The sequence below is a fragment of the uncultured Eubacterium sp. genome (assembly GCF_945980375.1).
Taxonomy (GTDB): domain Bacteria; phylum Bacillota; class Clostridia; order Oscillospirales; family Acutalibacteraceae; genus Eubacterium_R.
In genome coordinates this window covers 1-26,922 of sequence record NZ_CAMFQO010000022.1, presented here as the reverse complement: position 1 = coordinate 26,922, position 26,922 = coordinate 1, and the positions used below count along the sequence as shown (strand labels likewise).

General features: G+C 40.3%; 25 protein-coding genes. 18 read left to right on the top strand and 7 right to left on the bottom strand.

Annotation, left to right across the window (positions count from 1 at the left end; translation table 11 throughout):
* Positions 1-213 precede the first annotated feature (213 nt).
* The 6 genes from Q0P34_RS06575 to Q0P34_RS06550 all read left to right on the top strand — a co-directional run bounded on the left by Q0P34_RS06575 (position 214) and on the right by Q0P34_RS06550 (position 6,617).
* The gene (locus tag Q0P34_RS06575) at positions 214-1,596 is read left to right on the top strand and encodes an FAD-dependent protein (RefSeq protein WP_294954591.1); all 1,383 of its coding nucleotides are present in this window, start codon (positions 214-216) and stop codon (positions 1,594-1,596) included.
* 23 nt (positions 1,597-1,619) lie between these two features.
* Positions 1,620-1,886 (top strand): PqqD family protein, encoded by a 267-nt coding sequence (locus Q0P34_RS06570; RefSeq protein ID WP_294954588.1) that lies wholly within the window; start codon positions 1,620-1,622, stop codon positions 1,884-1,886.
* Between the two features lies 1 nt (position 1,887).
* Positions 1,888-3,012: a nucleotidyltransferase family protein gene (locus Q0P34_RS06565; protein ID WP_294954585.1), complete on the top strand. Its 1,125-nt coding sequence runs from the start codon at positions 1,888-1,890 to the stop codon at positions 3,010-3,012.
* A 14-nt stretch (positions 3,013-3,026) separates the two neighbouring features.
* Positions 3,027-4,847 carry a translation elongation factor 4 gene (lepA, locus tag Q0P34_RS06560; protein ID WP_294954582.1) on the top strand — a complete coding sequence of 607 codons (1,821 nt, stop codon included), beginning with the start codon at positions 3,027-3,029 and terminating at the stop codon, positions 4,845-4,847.
* A gap of 244 nt (positions 4,848-5,091) precedes the next feature.
* A complete protein-coding gene (locus tag Q0P34_RS06555; RefSeq protein WP_294954579.1) occupies positions 5,092-5,796 on the top strand; it encodes a metallophosphoesterase family protein in 705 nt (234 codons plus the stop codon).
* Between the two features lie 44 nt (positions 5,797-5,840).
* A complete protein-coding gene (locus tag Q0P34_RS06550) occupies positions 5,841-6,617 on the top strand; it encodes a class I SAM-dependent methyltransferase (RefSeq protein WP_294954576.1) in 777 nt (258 codons plus the stop codon).
* 54 nt (positions 6,618-6,671) lie between these two features.
* Here Q0P34_RS06550 and scfB read toward each other — a convergent pair whose 3' ends face one another.
* The 4 genes from scfB to Q0P34_RS06530 form a co-directional block, all read right to left on the bottom strand.
* A complete protein-coding gene (gene scfB / locus Q0P34_RS06545; protein WP_294954573.1) occupies positions 6,672-8,066 on the bottom strand; it encodes a thioether cross-link-forming SCIFF peptide maturase in 1,395 nt (464 codons plus the stop codon).
* Between the two features lie 61 nt (positions 8,067-8,127).
* A complete protein-coding gene (gene scfA, locus Q0P34_RS06540; RefSeq protein ID WP_021951016.1) occupies positions 8,128-8,274 on the bottom strand; it encodes a six-cysteine ranthipeptide SCIFF in 147 nt (48 codons plus the stop codon).
* Positions 8,275-8,314: 40 nt separating this feature from the next.
* The gene (locus tag Q0P34_RS06535) at positions 8,315-9,631 is read right to left on the bottom strand and encodes a hypothetical protein (RefSeq protein ID WP_294954570.1); all 1,317 of its coding nucleotides are present in this window, start codon (positions 9,629-9,631) and stop codon (positions 8,315-8,317) included.
* A complete protein-coding gene (locus tag Q0P34_RS06530) occupies positions 9,615-10,184 on the bottom strand; it encodes a hypothetical protein (protein ID WP_294954567.1) in 570 nt (189 codons plus the stop codon). The genes Q0P34_RS06535 and Q0P34_RS06530 overlap by 17 nt, the downstream gene beginning before the upstream one ends.
* Before the next feature lie 97 nt (positions 10,185-10,281).
* Between Q0P34_RS06530 and Q0P34_RS06525 the strand changes: the two genes are divergently transcribed.
* The 7 genes from Q0P34_RS06525 (at position 10,282) to Q0P34_RS06495 (ending at position 18,130) form a co-directional block, all read left to right on the top strand.
* Positions 10,282-11,037, top strand: a complete 756-nt coding sequence (locus tag Q0P34_RS06525; RefSeq protein WP_294954564.1) for an exodeoxyribonuclease III — start codon at positions 10,282-10,284, stop codon at positions 11,035-11,037.
* Entirely contained in the window at positions 11,034-11,726 is a 693-nt protein-coding gene (locus Q0P34_RS06520) for a YjjG family noncanonical pyrimidine nucleotidase (protein ID WP_294954560.1), read from the top strand. The genes Q0P34_RS06525 and Q0P34_RS06520 overlap by 4 nt, the downstream gene beginning before the upstream one ends.
* Positions 11,727-11,729: 3 nt before the next feature.
* On the top strand, positions 11,730-13,076 hold the full coding sequence (locus tag Q0P34_RS06515; RefSeq protein ID WP_294954557.1) for an MFS transporter: 1,347 nt from the start codon (positions 11,730-11,732) through the stop codon (positions 13,074-13,076).
* Between the two features lies 1 nt (position 13,077).
* Positions 13,078-14,289 carry a nucleotidyltransferase family protein gene (locus Q0P34_RS06510; RefSeq protein ID WP_294954554.1) on the top strand — a complete coding sequence of 404 codons (1,212 nt, stop codon included), beginning with the start codon at positions 13,078-13,080 and terminating at the stop codon, positions 14,287-14,289.
* Between the two features lies 1 nt (position 14,290).
* Complete coding sequence (locus tag Q0P34_RS06505) at positions 14,291-15,013, top strand: tRNA threonylcarbamoyladenosine dehydratase (RefSeq protein ID WP_294954552.1); 723 nt, start codon at positions 14,291-14,293, stop codon at positions 15,011-15,013.
* 121 nt (positions 15,014-15,134) lie between these two features.
* Positions 15,135-16,550: a pyruvate kinase gene (pyk, locus tag Q0P34_RS06500; protein WP_294954550.1), complete on the top strand. Its 1,416-nt coding sequence runs from the start codon at positions 15,135-15,137 to the stop codon at positions 16,548-16,550.
* A gap of 74 nt (positions 16,551-16,624) precedes the next feature.
* Complete coding sequence (locus Q0P34_RS06495; protein ID WP_294954547.1) at positions 16,625-18,130, top strand: CoA-acylating methylmalonate-semialdehyde dehydrogenase; 1,506 nt, start codon at positions 16,625-16,627, stop codon at positions 18,128-18,130.
* Between the two features lie 53 nt (positions 18,131-18,183).
* On the opposite strand, the gene Q0P34_RS06490 is transcribed toward Q0P34_RS06495, so the two are convergent.
* Both Q0P34_RS06490 and Q0P34_RS06485 read right to left on the bottom strand, forming a co-directional pair.
* A complete protein-coding gene (locus Q0P34_RS06490) occupies positions 18,184-18,387 on the bottom strand; it encodes a DUF378 domain-containing protein (RefSeq protein WP_294954593.1) in 204 nt (67 codons plus the stop codon).
* A gap of 63 nt (positions 18,388-18,450) precedes the next feature.
* The gene (locus Q0P34_RS06485) at positions 18,451-19,404 is read right to left on the bottom strand and encodes a type I phosphomannose isomerase catalytic subunit (RefSeq protein WP_294954544.1); all 954 of its coding nucleotides are present in this window, start codon (positions 19,402-19,404) and stop codon (positions 18,451-18,453) included.
* Positions 19,405-19,505: 101 nt separating this feature from the next.
* Here Q0P34_RS06485 and Q0P34_RS06480 point away from each other — a divergent pair, with 101 nt between their 5' ends.
* Genes Q0P34_RS06480 through Q0P34_RS06460 form a run of 5 tightly spaced genes read left to right on the top strand, consistent with a single transcriptional unit; the run spans position 19,506 to position 26,105 of the window.
* Complete coding sequence (locus Q0P34_RS06480; RefSeq protein WP_294954541.1) at positions 19,506-21,404, top strand: ABC-F family ATP-binding cassette domain-containing protein; 1,899 nt, start codon at positions 19,506-19,508, stop codon at positions 21,402-21,404.
* Positions 21,405-21,422: 18 nt separating this feature from the next.
* A complete protein-coding gene (locus Q0P34_RS06475; protein WP_294954538.1) occupies positions 21,423-22,646 on the top strand; it encodes an NAD(P)/FAD-dependent oxidoreductase in 1,224 nt (407 codons plus the stop codon).
* Positions 22,647-22,660: 14 nt separating this feature from the next.
* Positions 22,661-23,323, top strand: a complete 663-nt coding sequence (gene cmk / locus Q0P34_RS06470) for a (d)CMP kinase (RefSeq protein ID WP_294954535.1) — start codon at positions 22,661-22,663, stop codon at positions 23,321-23,323.
* Positions 23,320-23,970, top strand: a complete 651-nt coding sequence (locus Q0P34_RS06465) for a lysophospholipid acyltransferase family protein (RefSeq protein WP_294954533.1) — start codon at positions 23,320-23,322, stop codon at positions 23,968-23,970. The genes cmk and Q0P34_RS06465 overlap by 4 nt, the downstream gene beginning before the upstream one ends.
* A complete protein-coding gene (locus Q0P34_RS06460; RefSeq protein ID WP_294954531.1) occupies positions 23,967-26,105 on the top strand; it encodes a bifunctional 4-hydroxy-3-methylbut-2-enyl diphosphate reductase/30S ribosomal protein S1 in 2,139 nt (712 codons plus the stop codon). The genes Q0P34_RS06465 and Q0P34_RS06460 overlap by 4 nt, the downstream gene beginning before the upstream one ends.
* Positions 26,106-26,155: 50 nt before the next feature.
* Here Q0P34_RS06460 and Q0P34_RS06455 read toward each other — a convergent pair whose 3' ends face one another.
* Positions 26,156-26,830, bottom strand: a complete 675-nt coding sequence (locus Q0P34_RS06455; protein ID WP_294954528.1) for a metallophosphoesterase — start codon at positions 26,828-26,830, stop codon at positions 26,156-26,158.
* Positions 26,831-26,922 lie beyond the last annotated feature (92 nt).

Genomic DNA, 26,922 nt, shown 5'->3' with positions numbered 1-26,922 from the left:
ATGCTTTGCAGTTTATCGTGTGCAGATTTGGTCTTAATCAAGGCACAAAACACAGTTAATCCTTTCGGATTAACGAGTATTTTAACGAAGAGTAAGGGCAAATCTGCCACGAAAAACCGTGGTTCGGATTATTACCGTTACCCTAACCCAAAATGAGCCAGCTTCCCCTCATTTCAATGGAAGTGTTATATTTTTTCAATGAGAGGTAAACAAATGACTAAAAAGGATTATGATGTAATAATTATCGGTGCAGGACCGGGCGGTATTTTTTCTGCCTACGAGCTTATCAACAAAAAACCAAACCTTAAAATTGCGGTTTTTGAGGCGGGCAATGAGCTTGCAAAAAGAAGGTGCCCCATTGACGGAGATAAGGTAAAATCCTGTATCCATTGCAAAACATGTGCAATTATGAGTGGCTTCGGCGGTGCCGGTGCCTTCTCCGACGGTAAATATAATATTACCAACAGCTTTGGCGGTACCCTTTATGAGTATATCGGCAAGAAAAAGGCTATCGACCTTATGAAATATGTTGACGATATTAATGTAAGCCACGGCGGCGAGGAATGTAAGCTTTATACAACTGCAGGCTCACATTTCAAAAAAATCTGTATCCAAAATCAGCTTAATCTTCTTGACGCATCTGTCAGACATCTCGGTACAGATATAAATTATGTTGTTCTTGAAAATCTTTATAACGAGCTTAAGGACAAGGTTCAGTGGAATTTTAACACTCACATAGACGGTGTAGAAAAGCTCGACGACGGCTTTAAGGTTAAGTGCAAAAAGGGTGAATTCACCTGTAAAAACTGCATAATTTCCGTTGGCAGAAGCGGTAGTAAGTGGATGGAGGGTGTTTGTGACAGCCTTGGAATAAACACTCATTCAAACCGTGTTGACATCGGCGTTCGTGTTGAACTTCCTGCGGTTATTTTTTCTCATCTTACAGATGAGCTTTACGAAAGCAAGATTGTTTACAGAACGAAGAATTATGAGGATTCCGTTCGTACCTTCTGTATGAATCCAAAGGGCAGCGTTGTTAATGAAAATACAAACGGCATTGTAACCGTTAACGGTCACAGCTATGAGGACCCTGAAAAGCAAACGGAAAACACAAACTTTGCATTGCTTGTATCAAAGCATTTTTCAGAGCCGTTTAAGGATAGTAACGGCTACGGCGAGAGCATTGCAAGGCTTTCCAATATGCTTGGAGGCGGTGTAATTGTTCAACGCTTCGGCGACCTTGTTTCCGGCAGACGAAGCAATCCAAAGCGTATCGAGGAGGGCACTGTAATTCCTACTCTTGCCGCAACTCCGGGTGATTTGTCACTCGTGTTGCCAAAGAGAATTTTGGACGGTATTATCGAGATGATTTATGCTCTTGATAAGATTGCTCCGGGTACCGCAAATCCGGATACATTGCTTTACGGTGTAGAGGTAAAGTTTTACAATATGGAGGTAGAGCTTGATGAAAATCTCGAGACCGTTCATAAGGGCTTGTACGTTATAGGCGACGGCTCGGGTGTTACACATTCGCTTTCTCACGCATCGGCAAGCGGTGTGTTCGTTGCACAAAAGATTATTGAAAAGGTTAATTAATTATTTTTAAGGAGCAGATAGATATGAAATTAAAAAAAGGTATAGTTCTCGGCAATATTGACGGACAGGATTTTGCAATTGCAACAGGCAAGCTCAGCAATGAACTTTCAGGTATCATCAATAATAACGAAACTGCAAACTACATTTTCAATCTTTTGCAAAAGGAGCAAACAGTTGACAGCATCGTTTCTGCAATGGCAGAAAGATACGATGCCCCAAAGGAAGAGATTGAGGCAGATGTAAAGGAATTTATCACAACACTTGAGGGCTTCGGAGTTTTGGAGAAGTAACATGACAGAAAACAACAGGGAAGCAAGATACCTAATTCATCTTCTGTCCTGCGCCATTAATGAAAAGCAGGCAGAGTATTGGGACGGTATTGATTATTCAAGGCTTCTTAAGCTTTCTTTTAAGCACCAGGTTTTCAGTACAATTTATTCTGTTTTGTCTGAGGTTGACGGTGTGCCGAGTGAGCATATGCAAAGCTTTCGTAATTACTATATGAATTACGTTAAGCAGGCACTTATGCTTTCGGGCGAAAGAAATGCGATTTTTGACGAACTTATAGAAAACAAAATTCGCTATATGCCGCTCAAGGGCAGTATTCTTAAAGGTTATTATCCAAAGGAAATAATGCGCCAAATGGGCGATATTGATGTTTTGTACGACACAAATTACAGAGACACCGTTGCGCGTATTATGTCTGAACGTGGATATAAAAATTTCAGCAGCGGTGAAAATTCGGATGATTACAAAAAGGAGCCAAAGCTTGTTTTTGAATTTCACCGTACCCTGTTTTTTGAGGAGTCAAACTTTAACCCAAGGTTTGATAATCTTTGGGAGCTTGCAACTCCGGATGACGATAATGAGTTTTTGTATCATATGGATATAAACAATCTGTATCTTCATTCTGTGTGCCATATGTACAAGCATTATAATTTCGGCGGATGCGGAATACGCTTTCTTGCAGATACTTATTTAATGCTTAAAGCAGAAAATGATAATTTAGATTGGCAATGGATTGATAAAAAGCTTAATGAATACGGTATCAAAGACTTTGAAAGAAATACCAAGGAGCTTGCCTTTGCAATGTTCGAGGAAAAGGAACTTAACGAGGCTCAGTCTGCATTGCTTGATACATTTTTGACCTTTGGTATTTTCGGAACGCAGGATAATGCTGTTAAGGCACAGCTATCATCCCTTGCAAATGGCAACGATATTGATGCAAAGGTGCTTGCAAAATATAAGCTTCATCGTCTTTTTCCGCCAAAGAAAAAGATGATTGCCGATTACCGAGTGCTTGAAAAGCATAGGTATCTGTTGCCTGCAATGTATGTGTACAGACTGATTAAGGCTGCCTTCAATTTCAAAAAAACCAAGCAGGAAATTGATATGATTAATAATTCAAAAAATTAACGGAGGACAATTATTTGTCGGTTAATAAAAAAAATATAAGAAATTTTTCGATAATTGCCCATATTGATCATGGCAAGTCAACCCTTGCCGACAGGTTGCTCGAGCTTACATCTTCGGTACAAAAAAGAGATATGCAGGAGCAAATTCTTGATGATATGGAATTGGAGCGTGAGCGTGGAATTACTATTAAAGCTCATGCGGTAAAACTGAATTATACAGCAAAAAACGGTGAAGAATATGTGTTTAACCTGATTGACACACCGGGGCATGTGGACTTTAATTATGAGGTTTCGCGTTCGCTTGCGGCATGCGAGGGTGCAATACTCATTGTTGATGCATCGCAGGGTGTTGAGGCTCAAACACTTGCAAACACCTATTTGGCACTTGATCACGATTTGGATATTTTGCCTGTAATCAATAAGATTGACCTGCCTGCCGCCGACCCCGAAAGAGTGGCACAGGAGGTAGAGGATATTGTTGGTATTCCTTGTATGGATGCTCCTCGTATTTCTGCCAAAACAGGTGAAAATGTAGAAGAGGTGCTCGAATACATTGTAAGCGAGATTTCATCACCTGACGGTGATGATGATAAGCCTCTTAAAGCCTTGATTTTCGATTCTGTGTACGATAGCTATCGCGGTGTTATTGTGTATGTAAGAATCAAGGAGGGTAAAATCAAGGCAGGCGATACGATGCGTATTATGTCTACCGGTGCGGAGTTCACCGTTGTAGAGGTTGGCTATATGCGTGCCACCTCTATGGAAAAGGCAAAGGAGCTTACTGCCGGTGAGGTTGGATATATCACTGCTTCAATCAAAACGGTAGGCGATGCACACGTTGGTGACACTGTTACAACTGCCGATAATCCTGCCGATGAGGCATTGCCGGGATACAGACATGTAAATCCTATGGTTTATTGCGGTCTTTATCCTGCTGACGGTGCCGATTACGAGGCACTTCGCGATGCTCTTGAAAAGCTACAGCTTAACGACGCATCCCTTTCCTATGAGCCTGAAACATCGGGTGCTCTCGGCTTTGGATTTAGATGCGGATTTTTAGGCTTGCTTCATCTTGAGATTATTCAGGAAAGGCTTGACAGAGAATATAATCTTGACCTTATTGCTACCGTTCCGTCTGTTGTGTACAAAATTCACCTCACTGACGGCTCGATGGTAGAAATTGATAATCCTACAAATTATCCCGACCCTGCATATATTGATTATTGCGAGGAGCCGTTTGCAGATGCTCACATTTACGTGCCGAGCGAATTTGTAGGCACAGTAATGGATATGTGCCAGGATAAAAGGGGTATATTCAAAAATATGAATTATATCACTCCCGACAGAGTGGATATTCATTATGAACTTCCGCTTAATGAGATAATTTATGATTTCTTCGATGCCCTCAAATCAAGAACAAGGGGCTATGCTTCGTTTGATTACGAGATGAAGGATTACAGACGGTCAGAGCTTGTTAAGGTGGACGTTCTTCTTAACGGTGATGTTATCGATGCTCTCTCGTTTATTATCCATAAGGAAAAGGCGTATTCAAGGGCAAGAAAAATTGCCGAACAGCTCAAAAAATATATTCCCCGTCATTTGTTTGAAATTCCTATTCAGGTTGCAATCGGCGGTAAGGTTATTGCAAGAGAAACCGTAAAGGCTCTTCGTAAGGATGTCCTTGCAAAGTGCTACGGCGGTGATGTTACCCGTAAGAAAAAGCTTCTTGAAAAACAAAAGGAGGGCAAAAAGCGTATGCGACAGTTCGGCTCTGTTGAGGTGCCACAGGAGGCCTTTATGGCCGTTTTACGCCTCTCCTCCGACGATGACGATTAATGATCCTTGTTGACAAAATATTTCAATAGTGATAATATAAGCAAAACGAGGTAATTATTATGACTAATCTAATTGCAAAAGTGAATAGCTTTGCACAGCCACATCAGTCTAAGTATTATGCTTGGGCTTATTTGGGTTGTGTTCAAAGGTAGGATTAGATTATTTTATATCATAAACTAAACTGCTGACGAACACTAAAGTTTGTCAGCAGTTATTTTTTACCTATTATTAGAGGAGAAAAATTATGAAAATAGGAATAATTACAGATATACATAATAATTTGATTGCATTGGAATCTGTATTAAATGAAATTGAAAATTCTTGCGATTATATAATTTGCTGTGGAGATATTATTGGAATAGGTCCATATCCCAATGAAACTGTACAAAGAATGATTAAAATAAAAAACTTAATAGCAGTTATGGGTAATCACGAAAGATATTTGCTTGAGGGTATGCCAAATGAAGTACCAAATGAAGAACATATGGACTTTGAGGAAATTAAGCATCACAAATGGGAGCATAGGCAGTTATCAAATAGTTCTATTGAATTTCTAAAGAGTTTACCATACAGCAGAGAACTTGAAATTGAGGGTAAAAAGATATTTATTACGCACTATGCAATGAATGATGAGAACAAATACAATTCATTTGGAAATAATATAGAAAAACTGTTTTCATCCGTTGATGCCGATATTATCATTTACGGTCACAACCATAGCAAAAATATTTGCAACACAGACAAATTATATATCAATGTTGGCTCGTTAGGTTGCCCTGCAAATGATAGGATTATTGCTCGATACGGTATTTTGGAAATAACAGACGGATATGTAAATATAGAAACAAAAGAGTCAAAATACGATTCAAAAAGTGTAATTAAAAAAATAAATGAATTAAACTATCCGGCATCCAATGAAATAAAAAAATTCTTTTATGGTATAAATTAAGGAGATAAAACACAAAGAATAGTATTAGAAACGAGGTTAGAATAATGAAAGAGATAATTGATTTTTACAACAATTACGATGAAGAAGGCAGACTTAAAAAGAAAAACAGATCGCCTGAATACATAACAACAATGAGATATATTGAAAAATATCTTAAACCAAATTCAAAGATACTTGAAATCGGTGCAGGTACGGGCAGGTATTCAATTACTCTTGCGGATTTGGGTTATGATGTAACTGCTGTTGAGCTTGTTACTCACAATATTGAAATTATGAAGAATAAGGTTAATCCAAAGCACAATATCAAGATATACGAGGGTAACGCCTGCGACTTATCATTTATTGATAGTGATAATTTTGATATTGTTTTGCTTCTCGGTCCTATGTATCATTTGTTCAACGATGAAGATAAGAACAAGGCTATCAGTGAGGCAATCAGAGTTGCCAAAAAGGGTGGAATTATTTATTCATCATATTGCAATAGCGATACTTGTGTTTATAAAATGTTTTACAAAAAGAGGATTTTATCATATCTCGACAGCGGATTGATTGATGAAAATTATCATACGGTTTCAACTCCGGATGAAATATTTGAGCTTTATCGAAAGCCTGAGATTGACGAGCTTATGAAGAATTATCCTGTTACAAGACTACACTTTGTCGGCGTTGATATGCTGTCATATTTTTACAATGATAAATTAAACCTACTTAATAAACGGGAGTTTGAAGAATACTTAAAATTCTTATCTACAATTTGCGAGCGTGAGGATTTAGTGGGCTTTTCACAGCATATGCTTGATATATTCAGGAAGGATCGGTAAATAAAATATCCTTATAGCTTTGGTTGCTATAAGGATATTTTTAATATGAACGGTTTAATATTCAATTTTAAGGTTTTCTTCTGCCTCTGCAACCTTGAGCATTATTGCACATTCAATACGCTTTCTGTGCAGCTCGCAGCCAAATTCATAAACACCGTTTACACTGCCTGTTGTGTGGTAGGCGTTTGCCGCGCATCCACCGCTGCAATATAGCTTTGCAAAGCAGTCCTTACATTCCTTGTGCGAATATACATTGCATTGCTTAAACTGTTCGAGCACCTGCGGATTTGTTATTCCGTCATAGATATTGCCAAGCTTAAAGCTCTCGTCACCGACAAATTGGTGACAGGGGAATAGGTCTCCGCTCGGGGTTACCGCCATATATTCGGTACCCACACCGCAACCGCTTACTCTTTTTACAATGCAGGGTCCGTGGTTAAGGTCTATCATATAGTGATAAAATGTAAAGCCGTTGCCGTTTCTGTATCTTTTCAGCATTTCGTTTGCCAAAATTTGATACTGCTCCTTGAGTATAGGCAGGTCACTGTCTGTTAATGCCCAAGGCTCCTTGGGGTCACACACAACCGGTTCTACGGACAATTCCTTAAAACCAAGGTCTGCCATATGTAACAAATCCTTTGAAAAGTCTGTATTAAAGTGCGTGTATGTACCTCTCATATAGTAATCTGCCTGATTTCTGCTGTCGGCAAATTTTTTGAATTTGTCAATGATAATATCGTAGCTTCCTTTGCCGTTAGGAGTTTTTCGCAGGTTGTCGTGAACATTCTTTCTGCCGTCGAGCGAAAGAACAACATTGCTCATTTCTCTGTTGCAAAAATCAATTACCTCATCATCAACAAGAACACCGTTTGTGGTCAGTGTAAAACGAAAATTCTTGTTGTGCTTCTTTTCCTGCTCTCTGCCGTATTTAACAAGCTCCTTGCATACATCCCAATTAAGCAGAGGCTCACCGCCGAAGAAATCGACCTCTAAATTCTTTCTTGTTCCGCTTTGTTCAATCAAAAAATCAAGAGCCTTTTTGCCGACCTCAAGGCTCATTAAGCCTTTGTCTGCACCGCCGTATTCGCCCTTGCCCGCAAAGCAGTATTCACAGTTTAGGTTGCATCCGTGCGCAACATGCAGACATATTGCCTTAATAACGCCTTGACGCTTTTTGAATTCATTAGCAGTTGCCTCAAAGGTGTCCTCTGAAAACAGTCTGCCGTCTGCAATAAGGCTTTCAATGTCATCAAAGCATTCCTCGATGTCAGCCTCGGTAACGTCCTCTCGGTCGCCGTATTTATCAAGTATGTATTTCTTTATTTCGTCCTTGGTATCTGTTTCGTATCGCGTAATGATGTCATACGCCACCTCATCAACGCTGTGTACGCATCCGCTGTTTTGGTCAAGTATGATATTGTACCCATTCATTTTGTAAGCGTGTATCATATATTTTTTTCCTTTTATACATAGAAAAACGGTAGCATTAGCTACCGTAAGTCTGTTTTAATTACTTCTTAAGCTGCTCGCACTTTTGGTTTGCTACTGAGCAAGAGGTCTTTGATGCTGATTGGCAAGATGTCTGGCACTCACCGCAGCCACCCTTCTTGGCAGATTCGCAAAGATTTCTTGAGCTTAAAGTATTAATTCTCTTCATAAGAACACCTCGTATATTTTTATTACGGACTTATTATAAATTATTCCGTTTGCTTTGTCAATATTTTATTGGGAAGTTCACCGCTGTCCGAAATAATATTTACTCCATTTTTCAAAGCACACTTAATGTAGTCAATGGTGCTTTGGCTTATTATCTCGTTTGGTGATAATATCGGAATGTCGGGCGGATAAGCATAAATAAATTCGTTAGACCTTTTACCTACACACCTTTCAATGTCGGTAAGCTCACTGTAATCGCTGATTGAAATAACACCTTCGCCGTCAAAAGTAGGTGGCTTTCTTACAGGAACGGCAGGCGAGTATGTCAGGCTCTCATCAATTTCGGTTATTGCTTTTTTCAGCAAATCAAATGCAAAATCATCGTCACCGATTGTCATCATTAGCAATACGTAATTTTGTGATACAGCCTCGGGCTCAATTTTGTATTTGCTTCTTAATATATCGGCAAGCTGAACACCGCTTATGTCTGTGCTTGCACAGGACAGTACAATTTTTGATATGTCATCATTATATTCAATAATCAAATTTTCTGTGTCGACAAGCCTTAAATCACATAGCTTTTCGTAAAAAATTCCAAATTCATTTCTGTTGTTAATTACAAAATCTGTGCAAATATCAATGCTGTTCATCAGCACGTAGCTTGGTGATGTTGTTTGAAAAATATCCATATACAGCTTAACCCTGTCTGTATATTTTGGATTGTATACGTTAACAACTCCCGTTTGCGTAAGCGCAGGCAGAGTTTTGTGAAGCGATGATATAACAATATCGCCCTTTGGATATTTAGGAAAATAGCTAATTCCAAGATGTGCCGCATGCGCCCCGTCAACAATTAACGGTATGTCACATTCAATGTTAGAAATAAAGCCCTCGTATGTCGGTGATGTAATGATAACAGCCTTTGCATCGGGATGGCGTGATATTGCATGGTTAACTGTGCTTTGCTCTAATTTGGTGTAGTATCCGTTTGTTAGGTCGTATAACGGTTCAACAAAAACAACCTTCAGCTTTAGCAGCATACAGGCATTATATACACTTTTGTGACAGTTACGTGCAACAATTACCGTGTCGCCCTCATTGCATATAGCAAAAACAGAGGCAAGTATTCCTATGCTTGAGCCGTTAACGCTGATAAAAGAACGCCTTGCCTTGTATATTTTTGCAAGCTTGTCTTCGATTTCTTTAATAACCCCGTTTGGACTGTGGAGATTGTCAAATCCGTCAATTTCCGTAATGTCAATCTCACTTGCGGTAATGCCGAATTTGTTGTTTCTCTTGTGCCCCGGCATATGAAACGGATAGCTTTCTATGCTTTTTAGTTTATCGTGTAAGCTCAATTTTCTCTCTCCTAAGATTTACTGTTGCCAAAAGTATGTATCCTGCAAAAATAGGCAATGCCTCAATCAGCCCGGTTTCCTTAAAAATTAACAGGCATATAAAATCGATAATCAGCACACCCGCCGTAATGTATGTAAACGCCTTAAATAATGAATTCTTTTTGTAGTTTAGTAAAAACAGCAAAAATATTGTTATTCCCGTTATTGCCGAAAAGGTGAGTGAGCCTGCACAATGCAGGTAATACTCTGCCTTATTGTCAAAATCAAAATCGTTTGTAAGTGTAAGAAACATTCCTATACCCGATAATGTAAGTAACGGAATATATACCTTGGTGCTTAAATACTTTTTGTAAGCAATTACTGTTGCAAAGGCTAACGCACAAAAGGTCAGCACTCCCCAAACAGTAAAGAGAACGGGGTGTTCAAGTCCTATTTTTGACAATGCACCCGAGTTTTTATGCGGTGGGGCAAAGTGCATATACCATAGCGTATATACAGTTGCAACGGCAGATAATACATAGCTTATTACGTTTTTCATTTCATCACCTGCCATATTATACCATATACGCGTTAATAATTAAAGAATATTATTTGCAATACCTTAATTCATAATGTATAATAAAGGTATATTTATTATTGAGGTATTGCGTATGAAAATGATTTCTTGGAATGTAAACGGGCTTCGTGCCTGTGTTACAAAGGGATTTGAAGATTTTTTTAATGAGGTTGATGCTGATATTTTCTGCCTGCAGGAAACAAAGCTTCAGCAGGGACAAATTGATTTTGCCCCAGAGGGATACCATTGCTATTGGAATTATGCAGAAAAAAAGGGATATTCCGGAACAGCTGTTTTTACAAAAAAGGAGCCTATCGCCGTAACCTACGGTATGGGTATTGAGGAGCATGATAAGGAGGGCAGACTTATCACTCTTGAGTTTGATGACTTTTATTTTGCAACCGTCTATGTTCCCAACTCAAAGCAGGAGCTTTTGCGACTTGACTACCGTATGGTATGGGAGGATGACTTTAGGAAATATGTGCTTGGGCTTAACGAAAAAAAGCCTGTTATCTTTTGCGGAGACCTTAATGTAGCTCACAATGAGATTGACCTTAAAAATCCAAAAACCAATCGCCGAAATGCCGGATTTACCGACGAGGAAAGGTCAAAGATGACTGCGCTTTTGAACAGCGGATTTACCGATACATTCAGATATTTTTATCCCGATATGCAGGGTATTTATTCCTGGTGGTCATATCGCTTTAAGGCGAGAGAAAAAAACGCAGGATGGAGAATTGACTATTTCATTACCTCATCATCAATTGACGATAGGCTTGTTGACGCAAAGATTCATACAGATGTTATGGGCAGTGACCATTGCCCTGTGGAGCTTGATATTGATATATGATAAAGGTAATTCTGTGGGATGTTGATGCTACTCTGCTTGATTTCAAAAAAAGCGAGTCGCTTGCATTAAAAAAGACATTTGCTCATTTTGGCTTAGAGAATTGTACCGATAGCATTACAGAGCAGTATTCGGCTATAAATCAGCGTTATTGGCAAAGACTTGAGCAAGGTGAGCTGACAAAGGAGCAGGTACTTGTAGGCAGATTTGAGGAGTTTTTTGCCGTTCGGGGTTACGATGCTCACGCACAAAGCTTTTGTGAAGTGTTTGAATCCTCGCTGCCCGATTGCGTAGAGTTTATCGGCAATGCAAAAGCTGTTATTGAGGCGTTGTCAAAGAATTATCATCAATATGCAGTAACAAACGGAGCGAGGGCTGTGCAACGCAAAAAGCTTGCCGTGTCGGGTATTGCAGATATTTTTGACGGTGTTTTTATATCTGATGAGGTTGGGTATGAAAAGCCGTCGGTGAATTTCTTTAAGCACGTTTTGGCTAACATTCCGTCTGTCGATACAAACGAAATACTCATTGTTGGCGACTCGCTAACCTCCGATATTAAGGGCGGTAATAATATGGGCTTCAAAACCTGCTGGTTTAATCCGCAATCGTTACCGCTAAAGGACGGATATACCGTAAATTATCAAATAAAAAACGCAGAGGATATTTTTGATATTCTAAAATTTGAGGGATAGGTTATGGAAAAAACAAAGGGTATAGGTAAGCTTTCTTCAAGAACGTGGAGCTCTATTCTTCTTTTCGGCTTAATCGGTCAAATCGCATGGGTTGTAGAAAATATGTATTTTTCACGATTTATGCAAAACGAGATTACAAGGGCTCCGTATGCCACAACATTGCTTGTGGCATTTTCGGCGGTGTTTGCAACCGTGTCGACTCTGATAGGCGGTGCACTGTGCGACAGAACAGGCAAACGCAAGGTGTTTATTTGTTGGGGTTATGTTTTGTGGGGATTTACCATTGCGGCATTTTCGCTTGTCCCCATGAAGCCCGAGCCGGACAAGGTTTTGCCTATGGTTATATTGGTTGTTTCCATGGATTGCATTATGTCCGTTATCGGCTCAATCAGTAATGACGCTTCTTATAACACATGGGTTACCGATGTTACCAACACCGCAAACCGTGCAAGAGTAGATACGATTCTTGCCGTTATTCCTCTTTTTGCAATGGCTATTGTATTCGGCGGATTTGACAGTATGACAAATTCAACCGCAACCGTTGAATCATGGCAAAAATTCTTTGTTATTATGGGAATAATGCCAACTGTCGGTGGATTTGTCGGTCTGTTTTTGATGAAGGACAAAAAGGGAATAAAGCCAAATAAGACAAATTCATTTTTCAATGATTTTACATATTCGCTCAGGCCGTCAACAATTAAGCAAAACAAAATGCTTTATGTTTGTCTGTCGGGATATATGATTGCATCAATAGGCTATCAGGTGTATATAAACTATCTTTTTAATATTGTTGAAGGTACGTTGAAAATCAAAAATTATATTATCCCCGTGGGTATAATAATGGTGCTTGCTGCTGTAATTTCCGTTGTGCTTTCGGTTATTATGGATAAAAAGGGAAAACGTAATTTTTACTATCCTACAATTATTGCAGGTGTTATCGGATGTATAGTGATTTGGAGCACTAAGTTTTTTGTTGATAAAAATCCAACGGCAGAAACAGCCCTGCTGATAATCGGCGGAACTCTTGCTATCGGGGTTAATCTTGTTATGGCAGGCTTGTTTACCGCTTCGTACAGAGATTATATTCCGTCCGGCAAGGAGGGCTTGTTCCAGGGCTGTCGTATAGTAATGTATGTTTTGGTGCCGATGATTATCGGTCCTATCATAGCACAGGCAATTATTAGCTTTGCAAATAGGGGAGTGGAAAGCCAGGATATTGTTTATCCTATGGAGCTGTTCCTCGGCTGTGCGGCAGTATTGTTGCTTTGCTTTATCCCGTCATATTATTTGAGGGACGAGGATGCAAAGCATCACGAAATGCTTATTAATGAATTGACAGAAAGTAAGTAATATGTTTGAGATAAATACAGATTACGGCTATTTCATCCATCTTGCCAAATGTGCATTGAATGGTGAAAGGCCAAAGGAAAAGCCACCTGAGGTTTCGTTTGATGTTGTTTTTCAAATTGCAAGAAGACACGGTATGCAAGGCTTTTTGTGGTATAGTATAGAGCAGCTTAAATATAAACCCGATAACGAGCTTGTATCATTGTGGTATTCCGATTACGGTGTTTTTCTTCGCCAGGCGGCGTATCAGGAAATGGAGCTTGACAGCCTGTGCTATTTGTTTACATCAAACGGCTTTGATGTCCTTCCGCTTAAGGGCAGCTGTATCAGAAAGCTTTATCCTCAACCTGATATGAGAACAATGGGCGACATTGATTTGCTTGTTAAAACCGATGGCACAAAAGAGGAAAGGAATCGTGTAAAGGCGCTTATGCTGTCAAACGGTTATGTTGCCGATGTTCTTGATGACGGTCAGGTTGATGCTTATAAAAAGGAGTCTAACTCCGATATTTATGTAGAAATTCATTTCGAATTTATGCATAATAATCATGCGTTTTATGAGCATTTTGTTGTTGACTGGAGCACACTTTTACCCACCGATAACAACGGTGTGTACAAAATGTCGGATTTGGACTTGTATTATTTTAATATCGGTCATTTTGCAAAAAATATGTTTTCAAAGGGTATCGGTGTAAAAAGCATTGCCGACGTGTATGTTATGTGGAAAAGCTTTACCGATGAGGAACGCTTTAGGCTTAATTCACGCTTGCTCACGGCAGGGCTTAACGATTTTAATCAACAGCTTGTAAGGATTGCAGGTATTTGGTTTGGCAATGCCGATGATGACGGCTCAACCGACCTTCTTCAAAAATATATTATTGATAATTCCGCTTACGGCTTTATGCACAACAGGGATGTCCTTAATGTTATGAAAAACGAATCTCTCTATGGCAGAGTAGACAGAAAAAAATACATCAGGGATAGAATTTTTCCGTCTGCAACCCAGCTGTATCGCAGGTTTAATATCAAGCATAGATTGCCGTTTCTTCTTCCTTTTTTGTGGATTGCAAGGGTGTTTTCTCTTTTGTTTGCATCAAAGAAAAAAATTAATAATATTAAATCCGAGGTGGAGAATATTAATAATATTTCCTACGAGGAGGTAGAACTCGGCAAGGCTGTATTTAATAAATTTGGATTGGATTATAGGCAATACTGATATGCAAAATCAATTTTCAAGAACAGAGCTTCTGCTCGGTGCAGATGCTATGGAAAAATTAAAGAATTCAAGAGTAGCCGTGTTTGGTGTCGGCGGTGTCGGCGGCTACACGGTTGAGGCACTTGCCAGAAGCGGTGTGGGCACAATAGATTTGATTGATGATGACGAGGTCGTTCTTTCAAATATCAATCGTCAGATTATTGCAACATATGATACCCTTGGTATGCCTAAGGTTGATGCTGCCGAAAAAAGAATAAAATCAATTAACCCTAATTGCGTTGTAAATAAGCACAGGTGTTTTTATTTGCCCGAAACATCACATATGTTTGATTTTTCACAGTACGATTATGTAGTTGACGCCATTGATACCGTTAAAGGCAAAATTGAGCTTGTAATGCAGGCAAAGCAAAGCGGTACACCTATAATATCCTCTATGGGTGCAGGCAATAAGCTTGACCCAACAATGTTTGAGGTTGCCGACATCAGCAAAACCTCTGTGTGCCCGCTTGCCAAGGTTATGAGGGTAGAGCTTCGTAAAAGGGGGATAAATCACCTAAAGGTTGTTTATTCAAAGGAGCCTGCCATTGCACCGCAGAATAATCAAAATCTACCCGATAAAGACGAAAATTCATCAAGGCGTTCAACACCCGGCTCCGTATCGTTTGTACCGTCGGTTGTTGGCTTGATAATAGGCGCAGAGGTAATTAAAGATTTAATAAAATAATTATGTTGCATTTTTATCTGTTTGTGCTACAATAGGGTAACGGTAATAATCCTAACCACGGTTTATTACCGTTACCCTATGTTCAAAAAAAAATTGCGGCAAATAAGGAAGTTTTATTATTATGATGAGAAAAACAAAAATCATCTGCACCGTAGGTCCTGCAACCGACGATGCGGATGTATTAAGACAAATGATGCAGGCGGGTATGAATGTTGCCCGCTTCAATTTCAGTCACGGCGAGTATGAACAGCATGAACAACGCTTTAATGAAGTTGTTGCACTGCGAAATGAATTAGGCTTGCCCGTTGCCACCCTGCTCGATACAAAGGGCCCAGAAATCCGACTTGGAGATTTTGAAGATCCAAACGGTGTAGTTATTAACGCAGGTGATGATTTTACCCTAACAACAGAGGAATGTTTGGGTGACAATACAAAAAGCTTTATTAACTACGACGGACTTCCAAATGATGTTCATCCCGGTACAACCGTTTTGATTAATGACGGACTTATTTCACTAACCGTTAAAAAGGTTGTTGGCAAGGATATTTTCTGTACCGTTGTTGACGGTGGCTTGTTGACTAACCATAAGGGCGTAAATGTTCCCGATGTAAATCTTAATATGCCTTATCTTTCTCAAAAGGATATGAATGATTTAAGCTTCGGCAAAAAAATGGATTTTGATTTTATTGCGGCATCATTTTGCAGAAGTGCCACCGATGTCACAATAATGCGTAATTACCTTGATGCAATAGGATGGAAAACAGCAAAGATTATTGCAAAGATAGAAAACAGGCAGGGACTTGACAATATTGATGAAATTATCAATGTTGCCGACGGAATTATGGTTGCCCGCGGAGATTTGGGCGTTGAGGTGCCGTTTGAGCAAATTCCTGCCATCCAAAAGAAAATTATAGAAAAGGTCTATAAGGCAGGCAAAATTGTTGTAACAGCTACCCAAATGCTTGAATCTATGATAGAAAATCCAAGACCGACAAGGGCAGAGATAACCGACGTTGCAAATGCAATTTACGACGGTACATCGGCCATTATGCTTTCGGGCGAATCTGCTGTCGGTAAGCATCCTGTCGAGGCGGTAAAGATTATGAATAAGATTGCCCTTACCACCGAGGCGGATATTGATTATAAGCTTCGTTTTAACCAAAGGCCGTCAAACGAGGATGTTACAACAGCCATATCTCACGCAACCGTAACAACCGCGCATGACCTTAATGCTGTTGCAATCGTTACCGTTACAAAAAGCGGAACGACTGCCCGTATGATTTCAAAGTTCAGACCGTATACACAAATCGTCGGTGCAACCACCGATGAAAGAGTATACCGTCAGCTTGTGCTTTCGTGGGGTGTAATGCCCGTTATGTGTGAAACTAAGAATAATACAGATGAGCTTTTTAACCACGCAGTTGAGGTTTCAAAAAACGCAGGTGTTTTGCGACAGGGCGATCTTGCCGTTATTACTGCAGGTATACCGCTTGGCATTTCCGGCACAACAAATATGCTCAAGGTACACGAGGTATAAATTTTTCTTTGACATATTGCTGTATTGTTGATATTATATAAATGATATAGTCAAAAATATAAAAGGGGTTTAGCATGGAAAGATTAAAGTATTTTGTAAATAATGAGTTTAAGGACTCAAAGGCAGAGGTTTGGTATGACCTTCATAACCCGTCAACAGGCGAGGTTACAGGACAGGCTCCTTGCTGTACGAATGATGAGGTGCTTGAGGCTATTGAGGCTGCCAAGGCTGCTTATCCTGCATGGAAGAATACTCCTGCTCGTAAAAGAGCAGCAGTATTGTATAAGGTTCGCGAGCTTCTTAATGAGCATATGGACGAGCTCACAATGCTTGTTTGTGAGGAAAACGGAAAAACCTGGTCGGAGGCAGCAGGTGATGTAGGCAAGGCTATTGAGGGTACAGAGCTTGCAACACAGGCACCGTCACTTATGATGGGCGAAAGCCTTATGGACGCATCAACAGGCTTTGATACAGTTAAATATCGTGAGGCTATGGGTGTGTTTGCAGGTATCGTTCCCGTAAACTTCCCGGCAATGATTCCTTTTGGATGGATGGTTCCTGTATGTGTAGCATGCGGTAACACTATCGTTCTTAAGGCTGCGTCACTTACCCCAAGAACTGCAATGCGTATTGCAGAGCTTTATGTAGAGGCAGGTATTCCAAAGGGTGTTGTAAACATCGTTACCTGTTCAAGAAATGAGATTAATACAATCCTTGACCACCCTGATGTTAAGGGTATCACATTTGTAGGCTCAACTCCTGTCGGACTGAAGATTTATCAAAGAGCAGCTGCTTCAGGCAAAAGATGTCAGGCTCTTTGTCAGGCTAAAAACCATGCTCTTGTTCTTGAGGACTGTGCTCTGGAAAGAACAGTTGCCGGTGTAATTAACTCTGCATTCGGTTGTGGCGGACAGAGATGTATGGCTCTTTCGTGCTGTGTTGTACAGGATAGCATTGCAGACAAGTTTGTTGCAGAGCTTAAAAAGCAAATTGCCGATGTTAACTGCGGTCTTGCTTGGGATAAGGGAACCCGTCTCGGCCCTATTACATATGAAAAGCATTACAAGGAAGTTCTTGCAGATATTGAAAAGGGCATCAATGAGGGTGCAACACTTGTTGTTGACGGACGTAATCCCCAGCTTCCTGCAGAATGTAAGAACGGCTATTTCGTAGGCCCTACAGTATTTGATAACGTTACCGAGGATATGACAATCGGTCGTGATGAGGTATTCGGTCCCGTTCTTTGTATCAAGAGAGTTAAGGATTTTGATGAGGGTCTTGAGCTTATGAATAACAACCCATATGCTAACGGCTCTGTTATCTACACTCAAAGCGGATATTATGCTCGTCAGTTTGCAAGATATACAGACGGCGGACAGGTTGGCATCAATGTAGGAATTCCTGTACCTGTCGGCTTCATCCCGTTCAGCGGTCACAAGCAGTCATTCTTTGGCGACCTTCACTGTCTTGGCAAGGATGCTTACAGATTCTTTACGGAAAGCAAGTCTGTAACACAGCATTGGTTTGACGAAGAGGAAATGAAGGCAAAAGAGGTTGACACCTGGGACGGCCTCCTATAATCTAAATAACAAAAACCTGCATTTAGGACACTCCATAATGCAGGTTTTTTATTTTAATCTTCAAGCATTGCTGTGTTGCGGAATAAAAGACTGATGCACCAAATTGCCGCAAGGCAGACAAGAGTATACACAATTCTTGACATTACCGCTGTCTGACCGCCGAAAATCCAAGCAACCAAATCAAACTTGAATATTCCAATCAATCCCCAGTTGATTCCGCCGATGATTGTTAAAATCAATGCAATCCTATCTACTATTTTCATAAAAACAACTCCTTTTGGATTTATTATTAACCAAAAGGAGCCTTGTTATTCATAAAATTAAATTGTTGTTGACAAAAATTCAATATTGCCTTTTATTGCAAATTTTTCATAATTTGCAGGAACAAGAAAACTGTCGCCCTTTTTGGCAGGTCTTGAATTTACGGTGCCTTCACCGTTAATAACAAGTATGTGCATAAAGGATTCCTCGCTTGTTGAAAGCTCAACGACTTCCTTAACCTCAAAGCGTTTTACGTTAAATAAATCACATTTTGTAATTAATTGCTCATCATAGCCGTTCTTTTTTACGGTTTCTCCCATAGGCTTTATGTCATGAGTTGGAGGAACGGTTTTGGAAACATCAACAGCCTTTTTGATGTGCAGCTCTCTCGGCTTGCCGTCGGCACCCACTCTGCCGTAATCGTATACCCTGTATGTGCAGTTTGAATTTTGCTGAATTTCCGCAATCATGGCACCCTTGCCGATTGCATGTACAGTACCCGCTTCGATAAAAAAGGTGTCGCCTTTTTTAACATTAACAACATTCAGCTTGTCAAGTAATGTGTTATCCTCAATAGCCCTTTGAAATTCTTCACTTGTAATTTCTTCCTTGAAGCCGTAGATTAGTGTTGCATCGTCAAGTGCATCCAATACATACCACATTTCTGTTTTGCCGAATTCATTTTCAACCTCTCTTGCATATTTGTCATCAGGGTGTACCTGAATAGAAAGATTGTCGTAAGCGTCAATAAGCTTTATTAAAATAGGAAAATAAGGATATTTCTGTGTGTTGCTTCCAAGCATATTTGTTAATCCAACCTCGTCAAGAACATCCTGCAAGGCCACTCCGTCGTATTCACCGCCGTCAACGGTGTTCATACCGTCCTTGTGACAGGCAAGCATCCATCCCTCTGCTGTTTTGTCAAAGCCTGTTTCAAATCCGTAATCATCGTGCAGTCTGTTTCCGCCCCATATATAATCCTTAAATACAGGGTTAAGCTTTAATATTTCCATAGTTTAACCTCATTTCTTTTTATTATAATATCAAAATTACTCTTCACATTCAAGCGGTTTTGTTGTAAAATAATTAAATAGTATTTATTAACGGAGTTATTATGGCTGTTTTAGATGTTCAAAACCTAACATTGTCATTTGGCGAAAACACTCTTTTTAACAATGTTTCGTTTGATATTAAGGAAAAGGAAAAGGTAGGTCTTATCGGCTGTAACGGTGCAGGTAAGACATCTCTTTTCAAAATAATTACAGGTGAATATACTGCTGATGAGGGCGCTTGCTTTATTTCAAAAAACACAAGACTCGGATATATGGAACAGCATACATGCAGTGAAAACAAAACTGTATGGGACGAGCTTGTTTCAGTTTTTGATGAGCTTATCGAAATTGAAAAAAGACTTGAGCAAATTGCCGATCTTTTGTCAAAAGGTGCAGATAATCAGGCAGAGCTTATTGATGAGCAGGATAGGTTAAATACAGCCTTTACCCGCGACGGCGGACTAACATACAAAAGTATGACACGTTCTGCACTAATAGGTCTCGGCTTTGATGAGGATGATTTCAATATGCCCACCTCGTCACTTTCGGGAGGTCAAAGGTCCAAGCTTATTCTTGCAAAGCTTTTGCTTTCAAGGGCAGATTTTCTTTTGCTCGATGAGCCTACAAACCATCTTGACATCAAGGCTGTTGAGTGGCTTGAGGGCTTTCTTAAGGATTTTTCTGGCGCGTGTCTTATTGTATCTCACGACAGATACTTTCTTGACAAAATCACTACAAAAACCGTTGAGATAGAAAATAAAAAATGCCGTTCATATACAGGTAATTATTCGGAATTTCTTGTAAAGAAAGAGGCAGAACAAAAGGCAATAGAAGAAAAATATGAAAATGATATGAAAGAAATTGCCCGCCTTGAAGGAATTATCGAACAACAAAGGCAGTGGAACAGGGAAAAGAATATCAAAACCGCCGAAAGTAAGGAAAAGGTTATTGAAAGAATTAAGGCACAGCTCGTTGTTCCCGACAGCAGAGTTCAGCGAATACGCTTTGATTTTACACCTAAATGTGTTAGCGGTGATGATGTTTTGTCTGTCAGCAATCTTAAAAAAGCATTTGGGGACAGAGTAATTTTTTCCAATGTAAGCTTTGAGGTTAAAAAGGGCGACAGAGTATTTTTACTCGGCGATAACGGATGCGGAAAAACCACATTGCTTAAGATTTTGATGAGGGATTATATTCAGGATGACGGAACGTTTAAGCTTGGCTCAAATGTATTTACAGGCTATTTTGATCAGGTTCAGGCAAAGCTTGACTTGTCAAAAACCGCTATCGAGGAGGTTTGGTCGTCGTTTCCTGCTATGACGGAAACATCCGTGAGGTCTGCTCTTGCCGCGTTCTTATTTAAGGGTGACGAGGTTTATAAAAGCCTGTCCGATTGCTCCGGCGGTGAACGTGCAAGAATAGCACTGCTTAAGCTAATGCTCGGAAGATTTAATTTTCTTCTTCTTGACGAGCCTACAAATCACCTTGATGCATTTTCAAGGGAGGAGCTTGAAAATACATTGCTTAATTATTCGGGCACTATGCTTATTGTGTCCCACGACAGATATTTTGTTAATAAGCTTGCAACCCGAATTTTAGAGCTTACACCCGACGGGATTAACGAATATCTCGGCAACTATGACGAATATGTTGAACGTAAAAGCAGAATGACTGCTCAAACGGTTAGTGAGAAAAAGGAAACCGTAAAAAAGGCAAATGAGTATCTTTTGAAAAAGGAGCGTCGTTCACAGCTTCTTAAAATGAAAAATCGCCTTGCAAAATGCGAGGAGGAAATAGAAAAGGTTGAGCTTGAAATTGAAGATATCAGCTCAAGGCTTGCAACCTCCGATTATGAAGAGCTTTTGGAATTAACGGCAAAGCTCGACAGAAAGAATCAGCTTCGCGACATTCTTTATACCGAGTGGGAGGAGCTGTCCGAAAGATTGACAGAAGCAGAATAATAATTTATAATCATCTTTATGAAAAAAGTAATTGTAATCGGCGCAGGAGCATCGGGCTTGATTGCCGGTGCCACTGCTGCAAAGCGTGGCTTGGATGTCACAATTATAGAAAAAAACTCTCGCCCGGCGCGTAAGGTTATGATAACAGGCAAGGGCAGATGTAATGTAACAAATGCCTGCTTTGATTTGGACGATTTGATTTCAAATGTTGTTACAAATCCAAGGTTTATGTACTCTGCATTTTCAGCTTTTATGCCGTATGATACAATAGCGCTTATCGAGGAGATGGGAGTAAAAACTAAAATAGAGCGCGGCAACCGGGTGTTTCCTGAGTCTGATAAGGCGGTGGATATTGTTGATGCACTTGTTAAAAATGCAAAAAACAGCGGTGTAACGTTTCTTGAGGGAACTGTTGATTCATTTGTTGTTGAGAATGATACTATTAAGGCCGTCAGGCTTGCAGACGGCACAATGGTCTACGGCGACGCCTTTGCTGTATGTACAGGCGGTATGAGCTATCAGTCAACAGGTTCAACGGGTGACGGCTATCGGCTTGCACAAAGTGTTGGGCATCACATTACGGATATTGAGCCCGCACTTGTGTCGCTTGTTGCATCAAACGGCTTTGTGCCAAAGCTTCAAGGTCTTTCGCTTCGCAATGTAGCTGTTAGGTTGCTTGACGGTGAAAAGGAGATTTATTCCGCTTTCGGTGAAATGCTCTTTACTCATTACGGTGTAAGCGGTCCCGTAATTTTGTCCGCTTCATCACATATGACACACCCAAGCAGTCATAAATACAAAATTGCAGTTGACCTAAAGCCTGCTCTTGATTATACAGCTCTTGATAGGCGTATTCAGCGTGATTTTCAGGAAAATACAAATAAGGATTTCATAAACTCGTTGTCAAGGCTCTTGCCCAATAAGCTTATTCCGGTTGTTGTAAAGCTTTCGGGTATTGAACCGTCGCAAAAGGTAAATCAAATTACCAAGGAGCAAAGACAAGGGCTTGTTTCACTGTTGAAGAACTTTACAATCAATATCAGTGATTTTCGACCTATTAACGAGGCTATTGTTACCTCGGGTGGTGTTGATGTTAAGGAAATTAACCCTAAAACAATGCAGTCAAAAATAATTGATAATCTCTATTTTGCAGGAGAGGTTATTGATGTTGACGCCTATACAGGTGGATTTAATTTGCAGGTGGCTTTTTCAACAGGCTATCTGTGCGGAATGAATATTTAAGAGAGGTTTATTATATGTTTAATGTTGCTATTGACGGACCTGCCGGTGCAGGCAAAAGCACTATCGCAAAGGCTGCTGCAAAGGAGCTTGGATTTATTTATGTAGACACAGGTGCTTTGTATCGCGCCATCGCATACAATGCCGTTACCAAAGGCGTTATTGATGACACTCAAAAAATCATCGATATGCTTACTGATACAAATGTAGAATTAAAGTATGTTGACGGAGTGCAGGCAGTGTATCTTAACGGTGATGATGTATCTGCATATATTCGCACACCCGAAATTTCTATGGGAGCAAGCAAGGTTTCCGCTATTCCGCAGGTCAGAGAATTTCTGCTCAATCTTCAACGCGATATTGCCCAAAAGAATAACGTAATAATGGATGGCAGGGACATTGCAACGGTTGTTTTGCCTAATGCTGATGTGAAGATTTTTCTTTTTGCATCTCCTGAATGCAGGGCTCAAAGAAGATACAAGGAGCTTATGGAAAAGGGCGAGGATGTAACCCTTGAGGATGTTTTGGCAGATGTTAATCAGCGTGATTACCAGGACTCTCACCGTGAGATTGCCCCTCTCAAGCCAAGCGAGGATTCAGTTATGGCAGATACCTCAAAGCTTAATCTTGAGGAGTCTATCCAACTTATTATCAACATTATTAAGGAGAGAATTAAATGAGAGAATTTGATTACTCAACAGTGAGAGAATATAAGCTGTATAATTTTGTAAAGACAGTGTTTAAGCCGTTGATAAAGCTTGTTTTCAAAGTGGAATACAAAGGGCTTGAAAATATTCCGCCAAAGGGCACAAGGTATATTGTAGCAATAAATCACACCTTTGCGCTTGACCCGGTTTTGGTTGCCGCACCTAAGCAGGTGCCGACTCTTCACTTTATGGGTAAGGCAGAGCTTTTCAAAAATCCTTTGTCTGCTTGGTTTTTAACTCATATGCAGTCATTTCCCGTTCGTCGCGGCAAAGGCGACACATCTGCCATTGAATACGGCGAAAAGATTATTGAGGAGGGGCACGTAATGGCTATCTGTCCGGAGGGCAGAAGAGTTAAGGATAAGGGCGGTAAGCCCCAAAAGGCAAAGGCAGGAGTTGCTATCATTGCCAAGGCAACAAATGCAAACATCCTTCCTGTTGCAATTTGCTGTAACGGTCCTATCAAGCCAGGCAAGAAGGTGACTGTGTCCTACGGAAAAATTATTACCCCTGAGGATATGAATTTCGGTAAAGAGGATTTCGGCAGAACGGATATATCAAATGCTGCCGGTATGGTTATGGATAGAATAAAAGAGCTTTGGGAGGCTGAGGTTAAGTGAGCAGGCAGGTTATTCTTGCAAAAACAGCAGGCTTTTGCTTTGGCGTTGACAGAGCAGTCAATCTTGTATATGAGCTTGTGGAAAAGGGCGTTAAGGTTTGCACCCTCGGTCCGATAATACATAATGCACAGCTTGTAGCGGATTTGGAAAGTAAGAGTGTAAAAATTATCAATACTGTTGACGAAGCACCTGACGGCTACACTGTTGTTGTGCGTACCCACGGTGTAGAAAAGGAAGTGCTCGATACTCTCGCTCAAAGGGGAGTAGAGTATGTAAATGCTACCTGTCCGTTCGTTACAAAAATACATAGGATTGTCAGTGAACAGGATGAAAACACCGTTGTTTTGATAGCCGGCGACAAAAATCATCCGGAGGTTTTGGGAATAAAATCCTATTGCAAGGGTCCGTCATTTGTTTTTAAGAATGAGGATGAACTGCTAAAAATTATACAAAACAACGAATTTATACAAAAAAATAAAGTTATTTGTGTTGCACAAACAACTTTTTCGCTAAATGAGCAAAAAAAATGCAAAAAAATATTTGAAAAACTATGTACAAATTGTAAAATATTTGATACAATATGTAATGCGACGTCTGACAGACAGAACGAGGCAGAGGAGCTTTCAAAAAAATCCGATGCAATGATAGTTGTCGGGGGGCGTCATTCATCAAATACCTGTAAGCTTCGAGACACAGGGAATGCAAATTGTCCGACGTTTCTTGTTGAAACTGCCGATGAGCTTGCAAGCCTTGACCTTGACGGCTACAATGTAATTGGTGTAACAGCGGGGGCTTCGACACCCTCGGTAATAATCAAGGAGGTACTCAAATCCATGTCCGAAGAAATTAAAGAAAAGGAAGTTGAAACAACTTCAGCCGTAACTGAAGAAGTTGTGGAGACAGCAGATAACGCTGATAAGGCTAAGAAGCCTGCTGTCAAAGCATCTGCTGATGGTGAGGCATCCTTTGAAGAATTACTTAACGAGTCTTTTAAGGAAACAGACAACAGCAAGGTAGTCACAGGTACAGTAGTAAGAATTACTCCTACCGAAGTATTTGTTGACGTACCGGGCAGAAAGCAAACAGGCGTTGTTGCATTTGACGATTTGTCATCAGATAATATCTCAAAGTGCGAGGATGTTGTTGCAGTAGGCGACGAAATCCAGCTTGTTATTATGAAAACAGATGATCAAGACGGTGTACTCAAGCTCTCAAAGCGTTTGTATGACGCTGTAAAGGGTTGGGATGATATTGTTGCCGCTAAAGAGGCAGACGAAATCATTGAGGGTACAGTATCTGCTGTAATTCGCGGCGGTGTTCTTGTGTCTGCAAAGGGAACAAGAGTGTTTGTTCCTGCATCACTTACAGGTGTTCCGCGTAATCAGGAGCTCTCGGTTCTTAACGGTGCAACTGTAAAGTTTAAGATTATCGATGTTAACCCTGCTCGCAGAAGAGCAGTCGGCTCAATCAAGGTTGTTACCGATGCCGAAAGAAAAGAAAAGCAAGAGGCACTTTGGGCAACTCTCCACGAGGGCGACAAGGTTCAGGGTACTGTTAAGTCACTCACATCATACGGTGCATTTGTTGACCTTGGCGGTATCGACGGTATGGTACATATTTCAGAGCTTTCATGGTCAAGAATTAAGCATCCGTCAGAGGCTGTTAAGGTTGGCGATGTAGTTGAGGTTACCATTAAATCACTTGACGAAGAAACAAAGAAGATTTCTCTTGGCTTCAAGAAAATTGAGGATAACCCATGGGAAATCCTTAAGAGAGACTATCCTGTAGGTACAGTTGTTGATGCAAAGATTGTTTCATTTGCAACATTCGGTGCATTTGCAAATATTCTTCCTACAGTTGACGGACTTATCCACATAAGCCAAATCTCTTGGGATAGAATTAAGACTCCTCAGGATGTTCTTAAGGTTGGCGATGTAGTTAAGGCAAAGATTATCGAGATTGATTTTGATAAGAAGAGAGTTTCTCTTTCCATCAAGGAACTTCTTGAAAAGCCTGAAGAGGTTGCAGAAGATGCAACAGAAGAAGCTGCCGAAGAGGTAGTAGAAGAGGCTGTTGAAGAGCCTGTAACAGATGCAGTAGCAGAACCTGCAGAAGAGCCTGCAACAGAAGAATAAATTTCAAAACAAAACAAAAGCCATTCGTTCGCGAATGGCTTTTTTGTTTGTCACCTTATTTTTATTATTTCGTTGAATACAGCAGTCATTTTTTTGCTAATCGGTAGGTCAATGTGCAGTGAGCCGAAAAACCAATGGTTGTATTCAACATTTTTCATAAGCTCCTGCAGGTACGTGTTTATCGGCGTTTGTTTCATCGTTGCATTTGTGTGAAGTCTGATGAAATCCTTTGCCATAGCCGGCGCCTCGTGGGTGATTACATAGTCAACCGCAAAGTCAGCCTGCTTAAGATTTTCTGCACCGTTTTTCATTTCCTCTGCGTTTGGCATTTCATCCTTCCACCAGCTTACGCCTTCTTTACGCATATCGATGTCGTCGCTTTCTCCTCCACCCATGCAAAAGAAGGTTTTTGAGCAAAATGTAAATATTTCGCCCCTCATTAAATGAAAGATATTAGGGCTGATTTTGTGTGCTGTGCCGCCTTTGAATCTGTACGGTCTGTAAGCATTGAGCATATCGAAATTTTCATGTGCACCGTCAACAAAACAAATGGTATATTTCTTTTTTGACAGTGCTTCAATTGCCTTTTGCTCTTTTTCGCTCCCGTCCCATAGAAACCCAAAATCACCGCATACAATTAATATGTCGTCATCTGTAAGCTTTTTAAGCTTTGGATTCTTAAATAGTTTCAAATCTCCGTGGGTGTCGCCTGTTATATAAACCATTATTCGTTACCTCAAATAAATTTTGTCTTTAATTATCAACAGTAATATGTCTGTCTCTTATACACATCTGACGCTGCCGACGACTCCTTACG